14 protein-coding genes, 1 rRNA gene and 1 pseudogene are annotated in these 20,228 nt (G+C 62.0%); 3 read left to right on the forward strand and 13 right to left on the reverse strand.

Annotated elements, in window-relative coordinates; all coding sequences use genetic code 11:
* Nucleotides 1-85: 85 nt before the first annotated feature.
* The 11 genes from HX613_RS00750 to HX613_RS00800 form a co-directional block, all read right to left on the reverse strand.
* Nucleotides 86-1,619 (reverse strand): 16S ribosomal RNA (locus tag HX613_RS00750).
* A gap of 536 nt (nucleotides 1,620-2,155) precedes the next feature.
* Entirely contained in the window at nucleotides 2,156-2,941 is a 786-nt protein-coding gene (locus HX613_RS00755) for a sugar phosphate isomerase/epimerase family protein (protein ID WP_235343565.1), read from the reverse strand.
* A 53-nt stretch (nucleotides 2,942-2,994) separates the two neighbouring features.
* Complete coding sequence (locus HX613_RS00760; protein WP_235343566.1) at nucleotides 2,995-4,470, reverse strand: sugar porter family MFS transporter; 1,476 nt, start codon at nucleotides 4,468-4,470, stop codon at nucleotides 2,995-2,997.
* Nucleotides 4,471-4,537: 67 nt separating this feature from the next.
* Nucleotides 4,538-5,551: an inositol 2-dehydrogenase gene (iolG, locus tag HX613_RS00765; protein ID WP_235343567.1), complete on the reverse strand. Its 1,014-nt coding sequence runs from the start codon at nucleotides 5,549-5,551 to the stop codon at nucleotides 4,538-4,540.
* A gap of 87 nt (nucleotides 5,552-5,638) precedes the next feature.
* A complete protein-coding gene (locus HX613_RS00770) occupies nucleotides 5,639-6,715 on the reverse strand; it encodes a Gfo/Idh/MocA family protein (protein ID WP_235343568.1) in 1,077 nt (358 codons plus the stop codon).
* Nucleotides 6,712-7,596 carry a sugar phosphate isomerase/epimerase family protein gene (locus HX613_RS00775; RefSeq protein ID WP_235343569.1) on the reverse strand — a complete coding sequence of 295 codons (885 nt, stop codon included), beginning with the start codon at nucleotides 7,594-7,596 and terminating at the stop codon, nucleotides 6,712-6,714. Before HX613_RS00775 ends, HX613_RS00770 begins: the two co-directional genes overlap by 4 nt.
* Nucleotides 7,593-8,564: an NAD(P)-dependent oxidoreductase gene (locus HX613_RS00780; RefSeq protein ID WP_235343570.1), complete on the reverse strand. Its 972-nt coding sequence runs from the start codon at nucleotides 8,562-8,564 to the stop codon at nucleotides 7,593-7,595. The genes HX613_RS00775 and HX613_RS00780 overlap by 4 nt, the downstream gene beginning before the upstream one ends.
* Entirely contained in the window at nucleotides 8,557-9,807 is a 1,251-nt protein-coding gene (locus HX613_RS00785) for a Gfo/Idh/MocA family protein (RefSeq protein ID WP_235343571.1), read from the reverse strand. The genes HX613_RS00780 and HX613_RS00785 overlap by 8 nt, the downstream gene beginning before the upstream one ends.
* A gap of 86 nt (nucleotides 9,808-9,893) precedes the next feature.
* Complete coding sequence (locus HX613_RS00790) at nucleotides 9,894-10,682, reverse strand: HpcH/HpaI aldolase family protein (RefSeq protein ID WP_235343572.1); 789 nt, start codon at nucleotides 10,680-10,682, stop codon at nucleotides 9,894-9,896.
* Nucleotides 10,670-12,604: a 3D-(3,5/4)-trihydroxycyclohexane-1,2-dione acylhydrolase (decyclizing) gene (iolD, locus tag HX613_RS00795; RefSeq protein WP_235343573.1), complete on the reverse strand. Its 1,935-nt coding sequence runs from the start codon at nucleotides 12,602-12,604 to the stop codon at nucleotides 10,670-10,672. Before iolD ends, HX613_RS00790 begins: the two co-directional genes overlap by 13 nt.
* A gap of 134 nt (nucleotides 12,605-12,738) precedes the next feature.
* Nucleotides 12,739-14,187: an aldehyde dehydrogenase family protein gene (locus tag HX613_RS00800; protein WP_235343574.1), complete on the reverse strand. Its 1,449-nt coding sequence runs from the start codon at nucleotides 14,185-14,187 to the stop codon at nucleotides 12,739-12,741.
* 234 nt (nucleotides 14,188-14,421) lie between these two features.
* Between HX613_RS00800 and HX613_RS00805 the strand changes: the two genes are divergently transcribed.
* Complete coding sequence (locus tag HX613_RS00805) at nucleotides 14,422-15,480, forward strand: LacI family DNA-binding transcriptional regulator (protein ID WP_235343575.1); 1,059 nt, start codon at nucleotides 14,422-14,424, stop codon at nucleotides 15,478-15,480.
* Between the two features lie 16 nt (nucleotides 15,481-15,496).
* Here the strand turns inward: HX613_RS00805 and HX613_RS22435 are convergent.
* Nucleotides 15,497-15,640 (reverse strand): annotated as a pseudogene (locus HX613_RS22435) (hypothetical protein); the annotation flags it as partial.
* Between the two features lie 33 nt (nucleotides 15,641-15,673).
* On the opposite strand from HX613_RS22435, the gene HX613_RS00810 reads away from it, so the two are divergent.
* Nucleotides 15,674-16,693: an epimerase gene (locus tag HX613_RS00810; protein WP_235343576.1), complete on the forward strand. Its 1,020-nt coding sequence runs from the start codon at nucleotides 15,674-15,676 to the stop codon at nucleotides 16,691-16,693.
* Between the two features lie 39 nt (nucleotides 16,694-16,732).
* On the opposite strand, the gene trhO is transcribed toward HX613_RS00810, so the two are convergent.
* Nucleotides 16,733-17,644 (reverse strand): oxygen-dependent tRNA uridine(34) hydroxylase TrhO, encoded by a 912-nt coding sequence (gene trhO / locus HX613_RS00815; protein ID WP_235343577.1) that lies wholly within the window; start codon nucleotides 17,642-17,644, stop codon nucleotides 16,733-16,735.
* 171 nt (nucleotides 17,645-17,815) lie between these two features.
* Between trhO and purL the strand changes: the two genes are divergently transcribed.
* The gene (gene purL, locus HX613_RS00820) at nucleotides 17,816-20,182 is read left to right on the forward strand and encodes a phosphoribosylformylglycinamidine synthase subunit PurL (RefSeq protein ID WP_235343578.1); all 2,367 of its coding nucleotides are present in this window, start codon (nucleotides 17,816-17,818) and stop codon (nucleotides 20,180-20,182) included.
* Nucleotides 20,183-20,228 lie beyond the last annotated feature (46 nt).

A 20,228-nucleotide genomic window follows, 5' to 3' on the forward strand; every position in this document is an offset into this window, starting at 1 on the left:
CCAGATAGGGATGTTCCACCCTTGAGCTACCCAACCAGACACACAATCGGTGTCTGCTGTCGGGGTTCTGATGTGTGCTCCTTAGAAAGGAGGTGATCCAGCCGCACCTTCCGGTACGGCTACCTTGTTACGACTTAGTCCCAATTGCCAGTCCCACCTTAGACGGCCCCCTCCACAAGGGTTGGGCCACCGGCTTCGGGTGTTACCGACTTTCGTGACTTGACGGGCGGTGTGTACAAGGCCCGGGAACGTATTCACCGCAGCGTTGCTGATCTGCGATTACTAGCGACTCCGACTTCACGTAGTCGAATTGCAGACTACGATCCGAACTGAGACTGGCTTTAAGGGATTCGCTAAAACCTCGCGGTCTCGCATCTCTCTGTACCAGCCATTGTAGCATGCGTGAAGCCCAAGACATAAAGGGCATGATGATTTGACGTCATCCCCACCTTCCTCCGAGTTGACCCCGGCAGTCTCCTATGAGTTCCCACCATCACGTGCTGGCAACATAGAACGAGGGTTGCGCTCGTTGCGGGACTTAACCCAACATCTCACGACACGAGCTGACGACAACCATGCACCACCTGTACACCAACCTCAAAGAGGAGGACCTGTTTCCAGGACGGTCTGGTGTATGTCAAGCCTTGGTAAGGTTCTTCGCGTTGCATCGAATTAATCCGCATGCTCCGCCGCTTGTGCGGGCCCCCGTCAATTCCTTTGAGTTTTAGCCTTGCGACCGTACTCCCCAGGCGGGGCACTTAATGCGTTAGCTACGGCGCGGAGAACGTGGAATGTCCCCCACACCTAGTGCCCAACGTTTACGGCATGGACTACCAGGGTATCTAATCCTGTTCGCTCCCCATGCTTTCGCTCCTCAGTGTCAGTTACAGCCCAGAGTCCCGCCTTCGCCACCGGTGTTCCTCCTGATATCTGCGCATTTCACCGCTACACCAGGAATTCCAGACTCCCCTACTGCACTCTAGTCAGCCCGTACCCACTGCACGCGCAACGTTAAGCGTTGCGTTTCCACAGCAGACGTGACCAACCACCTACGAGCTCTTTACGCCCAATAATTCCGGACAACGCTTGTACCCTACGTATTACCGCGGCTGCTGGCACGTAGTTAGCCGGTACTTCTTCTGCAGGTACCGTCACCCCCAAGGGGGCTTCTTCCCTGCTGAAAGCGGTTTACAACCCGAAGGCCGTCATCCCGCACGCTGCGTCGCTGCATCAGGGTTTCCCCCATTGTGCAATATTCCCCACTGCTGCCTCCCGTAGGAGTCTGGGCCGTGTCTCAGTCCCAGTGTGGCCGGTCGCCCTCTCAGGCCGGCTACCCGTCGTCGTCTTGGTGAGCCATTACCTCACCAACAAACTGATAGGCCGCGAGCCCATCCCCAACCGAAAAAACTTTCCACAACCAAAGATGCCTTCGGTTGTCATATCCGGTATTAGACCCAGTTTCCCGGGCTTATCCCGAAGTCGGGGGCAGGTTACTCACGTGTTACTCACCCGTTCGCCACTCATCCACCCACAGCAAGCTGCGGGCTTCAGCGTTCGACTTGCATGTGTTAAGCACGCAGCCAGCGTTCGTCCTGAGCCAGGATCAAACTCTCCATAAAAAAATTATGTTACGAATGAATCCCAGCAAGACAGCCAACACTACGGTCACGGGGTGACCGCGGTCAGCTTAAAAAAATCATGTTCACACACGCTGGCGTCACCACCCCGGCGAGGGGGCCGTGACTTGTGTGTGAACATGTGATTGTCTTACCAGAAATAATGTTTCTGGCATCACTATCTGTTCAAACAAATACGCTATTGGATTCTCAAACCACACACACTCACCCGTCACCACACACCATCAAACATGGCGGCGTACACCGGGGGTGTCAGTTTCAATTGTCGTTGCCATCCGCAACCTGTCATGTACCGAACTCAAACTGTGTTTGTGCTGGTCATACCGGGTGAAAACTGTTCTCGAAGAGTTCGTTTTCTGCGGGGCAACGAGATACAACTCTAGACCAGGCCGTGACGCTCGTGCAACTCGAAACCGGTCCTTACGTTGTGACACCCGTCACCGGCGCCAAGCCGGGGGACCACTACCCGCGGATTCTCGGGGGTGGCGGCTCTTTGAGCAAGATGTTCTATCGGGATTTCAGTCGAGAACCGTGAGAGCGGTCTGATACGACTCTTCCAGGGCCTCATGCAGGGGTCTCTGTCGATGCTCGGCCGACAAGATCTCGACCCCCCAAGGGCCTGCAAAGCCGACGTCGCGCATTGCCTGGACGAAGCCGGCCACGTCCTGTTCACCTTGGCCGATGAGCTTCCGGTTGTCTCGGGTGTCCTCGAACAGGGTGCCGATCACCTCTTCGGCGGCGTCGCAGAGCTCGACGCCGAAGACCATGTCGGCGCTCAGATTCTCTCGCAGCTCATCGAGGCTGGTGAGCGCACGGAAGACGTGCCAATAGTCGACGATCAGCCCTGCACCACGATGGTCGGTCAGCCGAATCAGCTCCGCGCCTTGCGGCATCGAGGAGATCATGCCGAACGGCAGAGGTTCGAGCGCGACCCTGGTCCCATGTGCCTCAGCCTCCTCAGCCAACCGCCTCAAGGGCATGACGAAAGGTTCCACGTCGTCAACTCTCGGCGCGCTATCGGTGCCGATCTTGATGAAGGCCGCATCGAGTGCTTGGGCAGCTTCAAGGAGCTCGTTCCAATGGGTGCGCCAGCCATCGTCTTCGCGCCACCACCCCGAGCACAACTCGACTTCGACATGTCGTAGCCCTGCAGCTGTGACCTCGTCAGCAAGCCGTTCATACCCGATGGTGCTTCGGATCTCTCGTAGGTCATCTAGGACGAATCCGATGCCGGCCCACCCGGTTTCGGCTGCTGCACGCACACGGTCGATCGCATTGAACGAACTGCGCTCAGACTTGCGCATCGGTGCTGCGTCTCCTGCTGTGGTCCAACATGTTGCGATCAATTCTGGATTGCTCATTTTCCGTCACGCAGCTTTCTCCATCCGCGGAAATTGTATGCGAGACCCGATTCGATGCCTTCTTCCATCTTCTCCAGTGAAATCCCCCGAGTCTCTGGAACCTGCGTCGCAACGAAGATCAACGCCAGGACGCCAACTATCGCGAAGATGAAGAAGACGCCGGATATTCCGACTCCTGCAACCAAGGACGGAAACACGAGCGCAATGACGCCATTCATCCCCCATCCGAACAACTGAGAGATGCCGATTCCCACGCCGCGCATTGGCAACGGGAACACTTCTGCAAGCCAGACCCACACAGCCACGTTGAGGAAAGACTGCATCGAGGCGACGAACCCGACAATGAGTGCCAGGATCACCCATGCTCGCAACGGATTGTCCTCCGCCATGTATTTGGAACACAGCCCGATAAGCAGATGGAAGGTCGTCGTCAGAGACAGCCCGATGATGAATGTAGTGCGGCGGTCAACACGATCCATCATGTACAAAGCGAACAGACCGCCAAGGACTGCAACGATTCCAGGCGCGATATTGGCTATCAACGCGGCATCCGCAGCAAATCCCGACTCGATGAGGACGATCTGACCGTAGTACATGATCGAATTGATTCCGGTGAGCTGCTGACAGACTGCAACTCCCATTCCCACAAGGACGATCCTGATGAGCCATTTGTTGAAGACGAACTTTCGGTATCCGACCCGCTTATCACCTGTCGAGGCATCCGCAACTACCTCAACAGCCCCCAACTCGGCACGGGCACGTTCTTCGGTCCTGACAGTCATCAGGACGGCAAGTGCCTCTTCGTGACGATCGTGCTCCACCAACCACCTCGGTGATTCAGGCATTCGCAGCATTCCGATGAATAGGCAGACGGCGGGAATCGCACAGATCGCGAACATGACGCGCCAGATGCCGTCGATGTGGCCCCAGACGTTGCCGATGATGGCGTTGACGACGAAGGCCGCCAGCTGACCGGAGACGATGGCGACTTCATTCCGCCCACTGATGGATCCCCGTATCTCATGGGGAGCAAGCTCCGAGAGGTACACCGGGACAACGATGGAGGCGCCACCAACCGCCAGACCAAGGAGGATTCGTCCGATGACCAGCACAGTGACACCCGGAGCGAACACGACAAACATCGTTCCTAAGAAGAACAACAGCGCCAGGAATATGATGGTGCGGCGTCGCCCGATCATGTCGCAGATCTTGCCGCATGTCACGGCACCGACCGCAGCAGCGAACACAAGCGAACTCGTGACGACGCCCTCGCTGACTGCGGTCAGTCCAAGCTCTTGGGACATGGGGCGCAGCGCCCCGTTGATGACTCCCGTGTCGTACCCGAACAGAAGCCCGCCGAAACATGCGACGATCGAGATCAGACCGATGCGCTTCCGGAACACCCCAGTCTTCGGCATTGCAGGCAGTACTGAGTCTTTGAGAATTGGTGACTCTGTTGAATTGGCAACCATGATGGTCTCCTTATGATGTGCTTCTTTGCACTCTGATAGGCATCGCAGTGATTGAGCGGTGTTGCGATCAATTGCTCAGATCGACGTGGACTGCTCTTCCCTCCGTTGCAGAGGCTTCAGCCGCATTGGCCAGGATCAGTGCGGCACGGCCATCGGCGAAGGTGGAGCACCGGGATGTATCACCGCGTACGAGTTTGCAGAATTCCCGCAGCTCCTCGACGTAGGCCTGGGCATACCGTTCCAGGAAGAAATGCTGGTAGGGAGCGTATGTCTTGACTGCCGAGGCGTTCGAGTAGCTGACGAGACTGGTTCCTGCGTTGCTCACCTCGAGCATCCCCTGGCCGCCGAAGATCTCCAGTCGCTGGTCGTAGCCGATGGAGCTGTGGCGGGAGTTCGCGATGGAGATCTGGACCCCTGTCGAGGTCTTCATCGTCACCATGGCGGTATCGAAGTCGTCGGTCTCCTTTGCGCCCGGGTCGAACAGCTGCGAACCGGTGGCGAAGACCTCGACGATATCGGGAGCGAAGTACCGGGCCATGTCGAAATCGTGGATGGTCTGATCGCGGAAGATCCCGCCCGTGGTCCGCAGATTCTCGACCGGTGGCGGCGCAGGGTCACGACTGATGATCGACAGCTGTTCGAGGTCACCGACTTCACCGGCGACGAGGCGGTCCTGGGCAATCGCGAAATCACGGTCGAATCGACGGTTGAATCCGACGGCGAACGGAACCCCGGAGCTTTCGACGAGGGGTGCGAGCTCCTCGACTCGCGCGATGTCAAGGTCGATCGGCTTCTCGCAGAGAACCGGGATTCCGGCCTCGATCGCCGCCTTGATGAGATCGGCATGGGTCGACGTCGGTGAAGCGATGATCACCGCGTCGAGTTCGCCGGATCCGAAGGCTTCGTCGGGGTTGCCGGTGGCCTTCGCGCCGGTCCCGGCAGCAATGGCTTCTGCTCCGGCGATATAGGGGTCGATGACCCAGGTGAGAATCGTCTCCGGGCTGGCGGCAATATTGGTGGCGTGCACCTTGCCTATACGCCCCGTGCCGATCAGGCCGATGCGCAGCTGGTTGTTCGTCATTGAATCTGTCTCCTCATTGAAGTGTCGGGCTTGGTCAATGCAGTGGTGCTTACTTCACATGCGTTTCGGAGTGTCGTGTCGTCGCCCTCAGACAGTGACTGCGTCGAGTGCGACGGGGGTACCGCAGCGAACCGATTCCTCGGCGGCCAACGCCAGTCTGGCTGCGACGATGCCGTCGGACGGCAGGGTCAGAGAGGTGGCGTCGCCGTTGATGACGGCCAGGAAGTGGCGGACTTCGCGCCTGAAGGCCGGTTCGAAGCGTTCGATGAAATCGGCGTAGGTCGACTCCGGAGGTGCGACACCCGGTTCCGTCGAGATGACGGGCGAATGGGAGTCGATCCCTGCGGCGAATGCCGCATCGCTGCCGTAGACGACGGTGTTGACGTCCTGGCCGGAGGCGATGTTGCGAGCCCCGCTGATGAGCGCCTGCACCCCAGATTCGAAGGTGATCACGGCCGTGGCCGTGTCCAGATCTCCGCTGTCCGCATAGGCCTGCTCATCGAGAACCGCTCCGGAGGCGAAGATCCACACCGGTGTCTGCCCAAGGAGCCAGGGGATCGTGTCGAACTCATGGATGAGCAGGTCACGCCATACCCCTCCCGAGGTGGGGATGAATTCCGGATCGACGTGGAAGTGATCGTGTCCAGCAGAGTGGATAACCCTGATCGTACCCAAGTCACCACTGTGGATCCGTTCTCTGAGGTTTTGGAACCCCTCGTCGTAACGGCGGTGGTAGGCCACCATGATCGGGACGTTGAGCGATTCGAACTCGGCCGAGAGTGCAGCGGTCTCTTCGAGTTTGAGCCCGATCGGCTTCTCGAGGAGGACGGGAACCCCCGCGGCGAGCGCGCTTCTGGCGAGATCGGGGTGAGTGTGAGTCGAACTGGCGATGATGACGCCGTCGAGCCCGTTCGTCCAATCCTCGGTGAGCAGAACCGTGTCGACCTGCGGGACGGGGCCGGACGGCGAGGGAGCGTGTGCACCCCGCAGCTGCGGCCCAGCATCTTCGGCCAGCTCCGAGTGCAGCTGCGCCTTGGCGTCCTGGAGCTTGTCTTCGCTGCGGCCGATGAGGACGAGTTCGTCGACGCCATCTTCTTGTGCGATGTTGCGAGCGTGCATTCGACCGATTCGGCCGAGACCCACGACGCCGATCCGTACGCTCATCGGTTCTCCTCGACGATTGTCTTGAGATAGGTGAGGCTGGCGCGTGCCTGTTCGATGGGGCCCGAACCGGGTGCAGGCTCGTCCGCGACGACGGTGTCTTGCTCGAGCGTGAACCAGCCGTCGAACCCGGCACGGATGAGGGTGCCGACGATCGACTCGATGTCGATGTCACCCTGGCCCAGAGGCTGGTACATTCCGTCGACGACGGCATCATAGTAGGTCTGTTCACCGGCCTGAACACGGCGGGCACGGTCGAGGGAAACATCCTTGAGGTGCGCGTGGGAGATGCGTCCCGTGTGCTTCTGCACGAATTCGACCGGGTCAACTCCGCCGATGAACATGTGGCCGGTGTCGAAGCAGAAGTCGACGTCTGTGCAGTTGAGGATGTGGTCGACATCGTCCTGGGTTTCGATCATCGTGCCGACGTGCGAATGCAGGCTGACGGTGACACCATGCGCCTTGGCCGCCGTGAGGATTCGGTCGATGTTGCCGTAGACGGTGTCCCACCCGGCCTCATCGAGCTCGGGACGCTTGGCATCGTAGCCGTCGATGCCCGTGGCAGCAGCCAAGACGAGGGTGTCCGCTCCGGCAGCTGTGTAGGCTTCCAGCTCACGTTCGATTCCCGGCAGCGGGTCGTGGTCGGGATCGTGGATGATGGCCGGGTAGAACCCGCCGACGGCCTGCATCGAATGTTGTCTGAGGGTCTCTGCCCTGCCTGCGGCGTCGTCGGGAAGGAACCCTTCGGGGCCGAACTCCGTGGCGTCGAATCCGAGTTCCTGCATTTCGGAAAGAACCCGTTCGGGGCTCAGCTGATATCCCCAGTCGGGGACTTCGCAGACGCCCCAGGAGATGGGGGCCGCGGCGATTTTGACGTTGCTCACCTTGGTTCTCCTTTGCTTCCGGCTGCAAGTGCAGTCGGAGTATCCACCTCGTTGACCGCTGCATCCGGGCGACCGCCCTTGAGGACAGCGTCCACGGCGCGGGCCGCGGCGATGAAGGTGGCGTGGCTGGCTTTTGCGCTGAGTCCCATCACGTGAGGGGTCAGCACGGTGCGGGGATGCTGGTAAAGGGGGTGTGGCTGGGGAGGCTCGGATTCGAATGAGTCCAGTCCCACACCGCCGAGCTTGCCGGACTCAAGTCCGGACAGGGCCGCATTCTCATCGACCAGTCCTCCGCGGCTGGTGTTGATGAGGATCGCTCCGTCCTCCATCAGGTCGATCGTGCGGGCGTTGATCATGTGGCGCGTGCTCTCAAGGAGCGGCACGTGCAGTGTGACGATGTCCGATGCGCGCAGGATCTCGTCGATCGTCTCGACCCTGTTGGACTCGGGCACCTCGGCGACGGGGTCGTAGGCGAGAACGGTCATGCCGAATGCCTCGGCGATCGCTTTCACCCGGCGTCCGATGTTTCCGAATCCGATGATGCCAAGGGCCGCCCCGTCGAGGTCACCGACCGGGACGCTGGTGCGCTCGGTCCATCCTCCGGAGCGAACGATCTCGGTCAGCGGAGCCAGAGACTTCACGAGCTGGAGCATGTGTGCGAACGCGCCCTCGGCGACCGCGGTGGAGTTGACTCCTGGGGTGATCGCCACGTGGATTCCACGTTCGGTGGCAGCGTCGACGTCGACGTCGTCGACGCCGACACCGGTTCGTGCGATGACCTTGAGGTTGGGCATGGAGTCGAGTTCGGTGGGGCCGACCTTGACGGCAGCGCGAACGATCGCTCCTTCGGCCCTGGCGTAGTCCTCTGGCCCGGGAGTCTCGAAGAAGTCGACGCCGGGCCCGAGTTCGGTCTCAACCAGGTTCTTCGGTACCGGTCCGAGTCCGATCACGGTGGTCTTCTCAGGCATCGACGGTCTCCTTCCGGTTGGAGTTCGCCGTGGTGCGCGTCGATGCGGAGGTGCCTTCGACTTGCTCGACGGTCTGCCAGGACTCGGTGGCGATCGCACGCTCACCCGCGTAGACGACGCGGTTGGCTGCGAGTGCGTCATGGACGTCGGCATGGGCGGATTCCTGGCCGACGTGGGCGAGCAGGAACTTCTTCGCTTCGATGACCTTGAGGTCGTCATAGCCCATCGAGGTGCCGGCACCGGGCTGGAACTTCGAGAAGTCACCGAATTCGGGGCCGGCCATGATGCGGGTGAAGCCCACATGGGGTCCCCGATACCCGAGAGCCAGCTCGAGTTCATTCATGCGTTCGAAGTTCCACCTCAGCGACCCTTCGGTTCCGTAGACCTCGAGCGAGTACTCCGCCCGTGGGCCCACGCACACACGTGATGCTTCCAGCGTGCCGACTGCGCCTGCACCCTGAGCCTCGGAGCCGAAGTGGACGAGGAGCCCTGCGTAGTCCTCGTTCTCGACCGGGGCCATCTCGCCGCCTTCGACGACGTCGAAGTGGGTTCCGCTGCCCATTTCCTGCTTGGGACGCTCGGTGTAGGCGGTGTTGGCGACGCCGGTGACCTTGTCGATCGGGCCCACGACGTAGTGAGCGAGATCGGTCAGGTGGCCGAGGAGGTCACCGAGGACACCGGATCCGGCGAGCCCCCGAACGAAACGCCAGGACAAAGCCCCGTTCGGTTCGGCGGAGTAGTCAGCGAAGAATGCGCCGCGGACGTTGGTGATGCGTCCGAGTTTGCCCTCGGCGATGATCTTCCGTGCGTATTCGATGGCCGGAGCATTGCGGTAGTTGAAGCCGACGGCGGTGACGACCTTGGCTGCGTCGGCCGCGTTGACCACGGACTCCGTCTCTTCGGCGGAACGTCCGACCGGCTTCTCGATCCACAGCGACTTGCCTGCCTTGGCGACGGCGGTGCCGATCTCTTCGTGCAGGAAGTTCGGAGCGCAGACGGAGACCACGTCGACGTCCGGGTGGTTGAGGACGTCGTGATAGTCGCTGGTCGAGCTTTCGTATCCCAACACGTCCTGGGCGAATTGAGCCCGCTCCTCGTTGGTGTCGGCGGCGATGATCAGTCGCGTTCTGATTCCGAGTTCGGGGTAGACCACGGGGACGTCCGTGTAGGCCCGACTGTGCAGCTGTCCCATCCAGCCGACGCTGATGAGTCCGACTCCGATGGTCGTGGTGGTAGTGCTCATGGTGCTCCTTGGTTAATCAGTCCTGAGGCATGTGCCTCATTCAGTGCTGAGGTTCCAACCTCGTGATGTGCTGGTCTCTGGGTGTCTCAATCTCTCAGCGACGCGACGACCGAGGCTGCGGTGTCCGCCAGCAGCGTCGAATCGGAGCCGACGGGCAGGAACGTGAAGCCCTGCTCTGCTCTGGTTCTGGCGATCGCAGCGTTCGCGCTGAGGATGCCTGCGGACTTTCCGTAGTTGCCGGCAGCGGCGATGACCGTCTCCAAAGCTTCCCGGAAGACCGGGGCTTCGAAGTCCAGCGGCACGCCGAGTGCGTACGACAGGTCCAGCGGTCCCACGAACAGGACGTCGACGGCGGCGAGTGCGGCGATGTCGGCTATCTCGGCGAGGGCGCCTTCGGTTTCGATCTGAACGATGGTGAGCACCTCGTCGTTGCTGGTGCCCAGGCCGGCTTTGTCCATACCCCACCGCAGGGAACGGTTGTAGGTGGCCACTCCCCGATCGCCGAGCGGCGGGTAGTGCAGGTGCGGGATGATCTCGGCCACTTCTGCGGCGGAGTTCACTCGCGGCAACATGACTCCGGCGGCTCCGGCGTCAAGTGCCCGGCCGATTCTGATTCGGTCCGGCGTCTCGACGCGAACCAGGGTGGCGGCGCCGTACCCGCCGACGGCTGCGGCGGCGTCACCGATCGAGGCTTCGTCACCGCCTCCGTGCTCGAGGTCGACGAGGACCCAGTCGAGTCCCGCTGCCGCGAGGACTTCGATGGCCATGGTGGAGCCGAGTCCGGCGAAGCTGCCGATGGTGGTTTCGCCCGCGCGGATTCGTCCCGCCAGGGCACCCTTGTCCAAGGGTGTCGGCGATGTGTTCAGATGTGCCATTTCTGGTCCTTCAGTCCGTTTTCGTAGTCGGTGCGCAGCGTCGAGACCCATTCCTGTTCAGCGACCTCTGCCGGCGCCACATCCCAGAACACTTCCGAGCCGGGGAGGTCGACGAGCGGAATGGTCGGGACGACGATGGCGATGGGCCCGTGGGCATCGCGGGTGTCATCGAGCGCTGCGCGAATCTCGTCTGTGTTGGTTGCGCGGATGGTCGTGGCGCCGAGGCCCGAGGCGATCTCGCCGAGGTCGACGTGCAGATAGTCCCCGGAGAGCCGGGTGGCGTCGTCCTCGTCGCGGTAGCGGAAGTCATTGCCGAACTGCTCGCCGTATTTCATCATCTGGAGTCGGCGGATGACTTGGAAGCCGTGGTTCTCGGAGATGACATAGGTGATGTCGAGGTGCTCCTGAGCCGCGGTGAGGATCTCTGTGGGGTTCATGAGGAACGTTCCGTCGCCGATGAAGACCGAGACCCGGCCGGTGTTCTGCGGTTCGGCGAGCCGAACCCCGATGCCTGCGGGGATTTCGTACCCCATGCAGGAGAATCCGAATTCCAGGTGGCACCGACGATCTCCTGTGGCGTCCCAGACCTTGAGCAGGTCGCCCGGAGGGCCACCGGCAGCCGCGATGAGGGTGTCCCCCGACTGTGCCTGCTCCTGGAGCAGGCCGATGAGCTGGCCTTGGGTGATGACGGCGTCCGTGTCCGGAATTCTCAGCTCGGCGTTCTCCGGTGCCTGTTTGTCGAATGCGGTGTCGGGGTCGAGAGCCCGACCGCGCAGCACTGCCCAGTCCGCTTTCTGCTCTGCAATCTCCGTGGACCATTCCGCAGGCACTGAGAATTCGGAGAGCTTCTGCGACAGTGCTTCGAGGCCGAGTCGGGCATCCGATAGCACCGCGACCGCACCCTGTTTGAGGGCGTCGAGCTCCGTGATGTTGATCGAGGCGAAGCGCACGTCAGGGTTCTTGAACATGGTCTGCGATCCGGTGGAGAAATCCGTCAGTCGCGTGCCGACACTGAGGATGACATCGGCCTGAGCCACGAGGCGGTTGGTGGCGGGGTTCCCCTCGAGCCCGATGCCGCCGAGCACCCAGTCGGCGTCATGGAGCGCGGCCCCCTTGCCGCCGAAGGTCTCCGCGACCGGAATACCGGTGGCATCGGCGAAGTCGACCAGAGCCTCGCGGGCCTGGGAGTAGTGGACTCCGCCGCCGGCGATGAGCAAGGGCTTCCTAGCGGATGCGAGCACGGCGGCCACCTCGTCGATCTCCTTCGGCTGCGGAATGGTGCGACGGATCGTCCAATCCCGATCGCGGAACAGGCTGACGGGAAAGTCGTAGGCGTGGGACTGGATGTCCTGCGGCAGCGAGAGCACGACGGCTCCCGTCTCGGCGGGATTGGCGAGCACTCGGAAGGCCTTGGGCAGCGAAGTGATGAGCTGTTCGGGGCGGGTGATCCGGTCGAAGAACGCCGAGACCGGCCGGAATGCGTCATTGACCGTGAGGTTGGGGTCCTGTGGGTTCTCCAATTCCTGCAGAACGGGGCCCTGGCGTTTGGTCGCGTAGGTGTCGCCCGGCAGCAGGAGCAGAGGGAGCCTGTTGACAGTCGCCAAGGCGGAGGCCGTCACGAGGTTCATCGCTCCGGGTCCGATGGACGCGGTGACCGCCAGCGTCTGCTTCCTGTTGCTGGCCTTGGCCAGGGCGCTTCCCGCGTGGGCCAGCGCCTGCTCGTTGCGGCCCTGGATGAAAGGGATGTCATCGGCGTATTGCGAGAAGGCCTGGCTGAAACCGGCGACGTTTCCGTGGCCGAAGATGCCTGCGGCGGACGGGATGAATCGTTGCCGATCCTCGTCGAGGACCGAGTACTGGTGAGTGAGGAATTTGACGACGGCTTGGGCCACCGTCAGTCGGACGGTCTGTTCGTGACTCATGTGTTCTCCTTCGAACGGATCTGCTGCGCCGGATGATGCAAGGATCATGGGCGCCGAGGCTGTGGTGCCGACATGTGTGCAGCGTCGGCCGGAATGTGTGAGGGGTCAGTGCCGGTAGAGCCACTGCTGACCGGTCAGTTCCACGGTCGTCCGTGGATGACGATGGTCTTGGATTCGGTCATCTCGGCGACTGCGGCGCGCACGCCTTCCTTGCCGACGCCGCTGGCTTTCAGTCCTCCGTAGGGCATGAGGTCGGCCCGCCACAGCGGAGTCCAGTTGATGTGGATGTTTCCGGCGTCGACTTCGCGCATGTACTGCACGCCCGCGTCGATGTTGTTCGTGAAGATTCCGGCGGAGAGACCGTAGTCGGTCGAGTTCGCCAATTCGACGGCGGTTCTGATGTCGGGTGCCGTGGTCACGGCCACTGCGGGTCCGAAGATCTCGTCCTGGGCGATCGACGCTGCGGGGTCGACGCCGCTGAGGATGACGGGTTCGACCATGGCTCCGTCTCGGTCGCCGCCGAGTTCGAGTCGCGCTCCTGCATCGACGGCCCGTCGGATGGAGCTCTCGACTCGCTTGGCCTCTGCTTCCGTGATCAGGGTTCCGACGGTGGTGGAGTCATCTTCGGGATCTCCGACTCGGTGTTCCCGGACCTTCGCACTCAGGGCATCGAGGAAATCACCGTGGATGTCTTCGTGGACGATGACTCGCTGCACCGAGATGCAGACCTGACCGGCGTTCGCATAGCCGCCGGCGGCGACGGCGGACGCGGCAAGCTCGATGTCGGCATCGGGCAGAACCACGACAGGCGCTGAGGAGCCCAACTCCAGGGACAACTTCTTCACCCCCGCGATGGACGCAAGGTGTTCGCCGACGGAAGTCGATCCGGTGAAGGAGATCTTCCGCACCCGCCTGTCGGTGGCCAGACGATCGCCGATCTCGCCGCCTGAACCGGTCAGTACGGAGAGGACCCCCTCGGGCAGCCCGGCATCGATGAAGCATTCGGCCAGCGCCAATGCGGTCAGCGGAGTCGTGCTCGCAGGCTTGAGGATGACGGAGTTGCCGGCTGCCAGAGCCGGTGCGATCTTGTGATTGACCAGGAGCGCCGGGTAGTTGAAGGGAGTGATGGCGACGACGACGCCGACCGGCTGAGGGAGGGTGAAGCCGACCTTGTCCAGACCTGTGCCCGGATTGGCGTCGAGGGGAAGAGTCTGGCCGTAGAGCTGTGTGCCTTCGAACGCCGCCAGGCGAATGATCGAACCCGAGCGGCCGGCCTCTGCGCGGGCCTCGCGAAGCGTCTTCCCGTTCTCGGCCGAGAGGACCTGGGCGATCTGCTCAGCACGCTCATCCGCAAGATCCGCGGCTCGCAGCAGGATTTCGCTGCGCTTGTGGGCCGGCGTGCGACGCCAGACCTGAGCACCGCGAGAGGCCGCTTCGAGAGCTGCGTCTACATCGGCGGGCCCCGCGATCGCTACCTGCCCGACGGTGCGACCGTCGAACGGTGACACCACGTCCTTCAGCTGTCGGCTGCCTTCACGTGAGGACTGCCAGCTCCCACCGATCAGCAAGTCGCTGTGCTTCATTGCATACTCCAGAATCATTCGTCGTGCAGAGACTTCATTCCCCATTTTGAACCGGTCCAATTGGAAGTTCATCGCATTTGATCCAAAGTTTTGGACCGGTTCAAAATGGGATTAGTGTGAATCTAGTGTGACTCGGTTCATATTGTCAAGCACTTTCTCGGCATCGACTCTCGCCCCCACTTCGAGTCGAACCTGGAAAATATCTCGCGCCCACGAGTGTGTGATGATGAGCATATGGGCAACGCCAACAGTGATGAGCCGGGGAACTCGAGGTCACGGCCGACCATTCGTGACGTCGCAACAGCAGCCGGCGTATCCAAGTCACTGGTCTCTCTGGCCTTCAAGGAACCCCAACGGGTAGGAGAACGGCGCCGTGAACTCATTCTCCGCACAGCCAGATCCCTGGGCTACCAGCCGAATTTCCTCGCCCGTTCCCTCGCCACGGACGGGTCTCCGTTCGTCGGCATCCTCGTCGTCAATCTCCACAATCCGATCTTTGCCGAGATCGCCGATGCCGTACGTTCCGAGTTGGACGCACACGGCGAATACGGCTTGATCACCAGCGCGACGATCCCGAATGGTCAGAGCGCGTCGGAGTCCTATGGCCGAATCGACTCCCGAATCATCGCCATGCTTCAGGACCTACGGCCGAAAGCTCTGATCGTCGTCGGGACAGTCATCGAACATGAAGCGCTGTTCACCGGGATACCCACCGTCTACGCCAGCGCAGCGCCGAACCCGGCTTCGGGCTTTTCCTCCGTGCGAATGGACGATGTCAAGGGAATCGACCTGGTGATCGATCACCTGCAGGAACTCGGCCATGATCGAATCGCGTTCGCCGGAGGACAAGGCAGTGCGGTCGCAAAATCAAGAGAAACCGCCTATGTCGAAGCCATGCACTCGAGGGGGCTGGTGCCGATAGTCCAATCGGCCGGATTCTCGGAGCAGGAGGGCTACTCAGCTGCCAGCAAACTCTTGCGATCAGATGTTCCACCCACAGCAATCGTGTCAGTCAATGACATTTCCGCCTTCGGTGTTCTCTCCGCTGCCGATGATGCGGGCGTCCGCGTACCGGAGGAGCTGGCAGTCGTCGGCTTTGACAACATCTCCCTGTCTGACCTTGAGCGAATCTCTCTCACCTCCGTCGACCCTCAGAATCAGGTGATCGGACGGCTGTCCGCTCAGGTAGTTTTCGATATGCTAGCGGACCCCGATGGGCCCGCCCGGGAAGATCTCATCTCCCCTTCACTTGTGGTCCGGCGGTCCACACGCTCGACTTCACCTGGCCCCTGAGGACCTGACGGTGCAGGGTCGCCTTCTCGCACGCGACGCAGTGACCGAGCGATTCGGCTCCGTCACCGAGTTCCACGTGCATGCGCGTGTCGAAGACATAGAGCGACCCATCCCAGTACCCGGTGTTGCCGAAGGTCTCCCCGTAGCGGACGATCCCGCCGCTGCTGGCTTCTGGCGGTGTTATCGTCACCTCATGACTGAGGAAAACGTTTCTTCCCGTGCTGAAGATGACTCATCGCCAATTGCTGTTGTCGCCGGAGCATCCGGTTTCATCGGCAGAACTCTCCTTGCTCCCCTTCAGTCGTGGGGCTATCAGGTGCGCACCATCGGGCGGGCCACTTCCTCGGGCACACATGTCTCCTGGGACGATCCGGACGGGATCGCTGCCATGATCGATGGTGCCGATCTGCTCATCAACTTCGCCGGCCGCAGCGTGGGGTGTCGATACAACGATCGCAACCGGCAGGAGATCTGGGACTCACGAGTGACGACGACTCGGACCTTGAACGATGCGGTCAGGGCCGCCTCGGCGCCACCGCGTCTGTGGATCAACTCGAGCACGGCCACTATCTACCGCCATGCCATGGACCGGCCGCAGACCGAGAACGACGGGGACATCGGTGAGGGCTTCTCAGTCGATGTGGCCAAAGGGTGGGAGCGAGAGTTCTTCCGTGGTGATCTCCTCCAGACCAGGCGGGTCGCTTTGCGGATGGCGATCGTGTTCGGTGACGGCGCGGCGTTGAACATGCTCGCGAACGCAGCCAGATTCGGCGCCGGTGGTCCCCAGCTGGAAGGGCGCTGGTTCGGCCACACTCGCTACCGCGGCATCGGACCCGAGGCGTCAGGACCTGAGGTCTGGCGGGGACATCCGCTCAGTCATGGGAAGCAGAGGTTCAGCTGGGTGCACATCGACGATGTTGTACGTGCGATCCGTTTCATCGATGCCCATGAGGAGCTCACCGGTCCGATCAACGTCTCGAGTCCCGGTGTCTCGGACAACACCTCGCTGATGGGTGCCTTGAGACGAGCCGTCCGGATGCCGATCGGCATTCCGGCACCACGCTGGCTCTTGGAAATCGGGATGATCGTCCTCCGACAGGAATCGGAGCTGGTGCTCAAGAGCCGCTGGGTGCTGCCCAAGCGATTGGATCAGGCAGGGTTCGAGTTCAGGTGGACGGATATCGGTGCGGCGACGAAGAGGCTGCTTCGGTAGAAGCTGCACCACACGGATCCAGATCCAGCACGGACGGCGTCAGCCGGCGGTCACCTCGGCGGGTATCCCGGCCTGCACACAAGCGGGGCAGTAGGGCTGACGGTTCTTCTCCGTGCAGTCCTCGCAACGCAGGTACTGCTCACGGCAGTCCAGGTTCGCGCAGTTGACGAAGTTCGGGGTCGCCTTCTCACACGCGACGCAGTGACCGATCGATTCGGCTCCTTCGCCGAACTCCACGTGCATGCGCTTGTCGAAGACGTAGAGGGAACCGTCCCAGTACCCGGTGTTGCCGAAGGTCTCCCCGTAGCGGACGATGCCGCCGTCGAGCTGGTAGACCTCTTCGAAGCCCCGGTTCTTCATCAGCACGGACAGGACCTCGCAGCGGATGCCGCCGGTGCAGTAGGTGACGACCGGTTTGTCTTTGAGGTCGTCGTACTTGCCCGATTCGATCTCGGCGATGAAGTCCTTGGTGGTGTCCGTCTCGGGCACGATCGCATCGCGGAACTTCCCGATCTGAGCCTCCATCGCATTGCGACCGTCGAAGAAGACGACATCGTCGCCGCGTTCGTCGAGGAGCTTGTGCAGGGCTCCCGGTTTGAGATGCTCGCCGCCGCCTTCGACTCCGCTCTCGGTCACGGTGATCTCGTCGTCGGTTCCGAAGGTGACGAGCTCGGGTCGGACCTTGACGCTCAGGCGGGGGAAATCGTCTCCCTCGCCGTTGGACCATTTGATGTCGGCTTTCTTGAACGGCTCATAGGATCGTGTCGCCCGCACATACTGCTTGACGTCGAAGATATCGCCGCCGATGGTGGCGTTGATGCCGTCCTTCGACACGATCACGCGCCCTTTGAGCCCGAGACTCTCGGCCAGAGTATGCTGCCACAGCTTGACTGCCTCTGGGTCCGCCAAGGGGGTGAAGACGTAGAACAAGACGATTTTGGGAGTTGCCATGGCCCATATTCTAGTTGGCGAGACCTCGGGCGATATCAGCATGTGGCGCAGACTACTGGTCGACTCGGTCACATCATCCACTCATCGATGAGACCGGTTTCTTCCCCTCCCCCGCACCACGGCTAAGATTGGCCCTGATGCCGTGTCGTATGAAAGGGCCGTTAAGAGGACATGTCGAGTAACCTCAACTCTGCGAATTCCACGCAGGTCGAATCCCAGCAGGTCGAAACCGATCAGGCCGCCTCCAAGAAGGTCAAGGAGACCGTCGAGTTCGCTGCTGCGAATCCCGACGTGGACCAGCCCTATGCCGACCTCGGACTGAAGGCCGACGAATACGCGCAGATCCGCGAGATCCTGGGCCGTCGCCCCACCTCGGCCGAGTTGGCGATGTACTCGGTCATGTGGTCCGAGCACTGCTCCTACAAGTCCTCGAAGGTGCATCTGTCGAAGTTCGGTGACAAGGTCACCGAAGACATGAAGAAGCACCTGCTCGTGGGCATCGGCGAGAACGCCGGCGTCGTCGACATCGGCGACGGCTGGGCCGTGACCTTCAAGGTCGAGTCCCACAACCACCCCAGCTACGTCGAGCCCCACCAGGGTGCGGCCACCGGCGTAGGCGGAATCGTGCGCGACATCATCTCGATGGGCGCGCGCCCCGTGGCCGTGATGGATCAGCTGCGCTTCGGTGCCATCGACCACCCCGACACCTCTCGCGTGCTCCACGGAGTCGTCTCCGGAATCAGCAACTACGGCAACTCCCTCGGCCTGCCCAACATCGGCGGTGAGACCGTCTTCGACTCCGTCTACCAGGGAAACCCCCTGGTCAACGCCCTCGCAGTCGGCGTCATGCGCCACGAGGACATCCGTCTGGCCAATGCTTCGGGCAAGGGCAACAAGGTCATCCTCTTCGGTGCCCGCACCGGTGGCGACGGCATCGGCGGAGCCTCGATCCTCGCCTCGGAGTCCTTTGATGACACGAAGCCCTCGAAGCGCCCTGCCGTCCAGGTGGGCGACCCCTTCGCAGAGAAGGTGCTCATCGAATGCTGCCTCGAACTCTTCCACGCAGGCGTTGTCGAAGGCATCCAGGACCTCGGTGCTGCCGGCATCAGCTGCGCCACCTCCGAGCTGGCCTCGAACGGCGACGGCGGTATGCACATCGCCCTCGACGACGTGCTGCTGCGCGATGAGACCCTGACCCCTGAGGAGATCCTCATGTCGGAGTCCCAGGAGCGGATGATGGCCGTGGTCACCCCCGAACGCCTGGATGACTTCCTGGCGATCGTGGGCAAATGGGACGTCGAAACCTCCGTCCTCGGCGAGGTCACCGACTCCGAACGCCTCATCATCGAATGGCACGGAGACGTCATCGTCGATGTGCCGCCTCGCTCGGTCGCCCACGACGGCCCCGTCTACGAACGTCCGATGGTCGAGCCATCATGGACCGCCGAGGTCGCCGCGAACACCGTGGAATCGGCTGGTCTGGTCAAGCCCGAGGGCGACGATCAGCTGCGCGCGACTGTCCTCCAGCTCGCAGGAGCACCGAACCTGGCGTCGAAGAACTGGATCACCTCCCAGTACGACAAGTACGTGCAGGGCAACACCGCCCAGGCGTTCCCCGACGATGCGGGAGTCATCCGCGTCGACGAGGAGTCCGGGCTCGGCGTGGCCATCTCCACCGACGCCAACGGTCGCTACTGCTACCTCGATCCGGCCCGCGGCGCAGCGCTGGCGCTGGCCGAGGCCTACCGCAATGTCACCACCGCCGGGGCCATCCCGCGCGCGGTCACCGACTGCCTCAACTTCGGTTCCCCCGAGGACCCTGAGATCATGTGGCAGTTCGCGGCCGCAGTCGAGGGCCTCGCCGAGGCGTGCCAGGACCTGGGCATTCCCGTGACCGGTGGCAACGTTTCCCTCTACAACCAGACCGGTGGCGTAGCCATCCACCCGACCCCAGTCGTCGGTGTCCTCGGCGTCTTCGACGACGTCACCCGCGCCACACCCAGCGGCTGGAAGGAACCGGGCCAGACCATCTACCTCCTCGGAACGACCGAAGCCGAACTCGACGGTTCGGCGTGGGCCGACGTGACCGCCGGCCACCTCGGCGGAGTGCCTCCCCAGTACAAGCCGGGCACGGAGAAGGAACTCGGTGAGATCCTCATCAACTCCTCGCGTGACGGCATGATCGATGCCGCGCACGACCTGTCCGAGGGCGGTCTGTCGCAGGCACTCATCGAATCCTGCCTGCGCTTCGGCACCGGTGCCCGCATCTGGCTCGACGAGGTGTGCGAACGCGATGGTGTTGATGTGTTCACTGCACTGTTCTCCGAGTCCACGGCCCGTGCGATTGTGGCCGTGCCGCGGTCCGAAGAGGTCCGCTTCAAGGACATGTGCACCGCCAGGCATTTCCCGTTCATCCGCATCGGCATGACCGACACCGGCGACGAGGCACCTGTCCTCGAGGTCGTCGATCACTTCGAGATCGGACTCGACGAGCTGCGCGAGACTCATGAGGGGACGCTGCCGAAGCACTTCGACTGAGCCGGACTTCGGCTGAGTTCGTTGGCTTGGCTGGCTTCAGCGAGGG

The organism is Brevibacterium sp. UCMA 11754 (genome assembly GCF_021532275.1).
Classification (GTDB): domain Bacteria; phylum Actinomycetota; class Actinomycetes; order Actinomycetales; family Brevibacteriaceae; genus Brevibacterium.

Excerpts from the sequence above, each read along its gene's own strand:
- HX613_RS00755 (WP_235343565.1), bottom strand. The coding sequence starts at position 2,941 with ATGCGCAAGTCTGAGCGCAGTTCGTTCAATGCGATCGACCGTGTGCGT.
- HX613_RS00760 (WP_235343566.1), bottom strand. The coding sequence starts at position 4,470 with ATGGTTGCCAATTCAACAGAGTCACCAATTCTCAAAGACTCAGTACTG.
- iolG (WP_235343567.1), bottom strand. The coding sequence starts at position 5,551 with ATGACGAACAACCAGCTGCGCATCGGCCTGATCGGCACGGGGCGTATA.
- HX613_RS00770 (WP_235343568.1), bottom strand. The coding sequence starts at position 6,715 with ATGAGCGTACGGATCGGCGTCGTGGGTCTCGGCCGAATCGGTCGAATG.
- HX613_RS00780 (WP_235343570.1), bottom strand. The coding sequence starts at position 8,564 with ATGCCTGAGAAGACCACCGTGATCGGACTCGGACCGGTACCGAAGAAC.
- HX613_RS00785 (WP_235343571.1), bottom strand. The coding sequence starts at position 9,807 with ATGAGCACTACCACCACGACCATCGGAGTCGGACTCATCAGCGTCGGC.
- HX613_RS00790 (WP_235343572.1), bottom strand. The coding sequence starts at position 10,682 with ATGGCACATCTGAACACATCGCCGACACCCTTGGACAAGGGTGCCCTG.
- iolD (WP_235343573.1), bottom strand. The coding sequence starts at position 12,604 with ATGAGTCACGAACAGACCGTCCGACTGACGGTGGCCCAAGCCGTCGTC.
- HX613_RS00800 (WP_235343574.1), bottom strand. The coding sequence starts at position 14,187 with ATGAAGCACAGCGACTTGCTGATCGGTGGGAGCTGGCAGTCCTCACGT.
- HX613_RS00805 (WP_235343575.1), top strand. The coding sequence starts at position 14,422 with ATGGGCAACGCCAACAGTGATGAGCCGGGGAACTCGAGGTCACGGCCG.
- HX613_RS00810 (WP_235343576.1), top strand. The coding sequence starts at position 15,674 with ATGACTGAGGAAAACGTTTCTTCCCGTGCTGAAGATGACTCATCGCCA.
- trhO (WP_235343577.1), bottom strand. The coding sequence starts at position 17,644 with ATGGCAACTCCCAAAATCGTCTTGTTCTACGTCTTCACCCCCTTGGCG.
- purL (WP_235343578.1), top strand. The coding sequence starts at position 17,816 with ATGTCGAGTAACCTCAACTCTGCGAATTCCACGCAGGTCGAATCCCAG.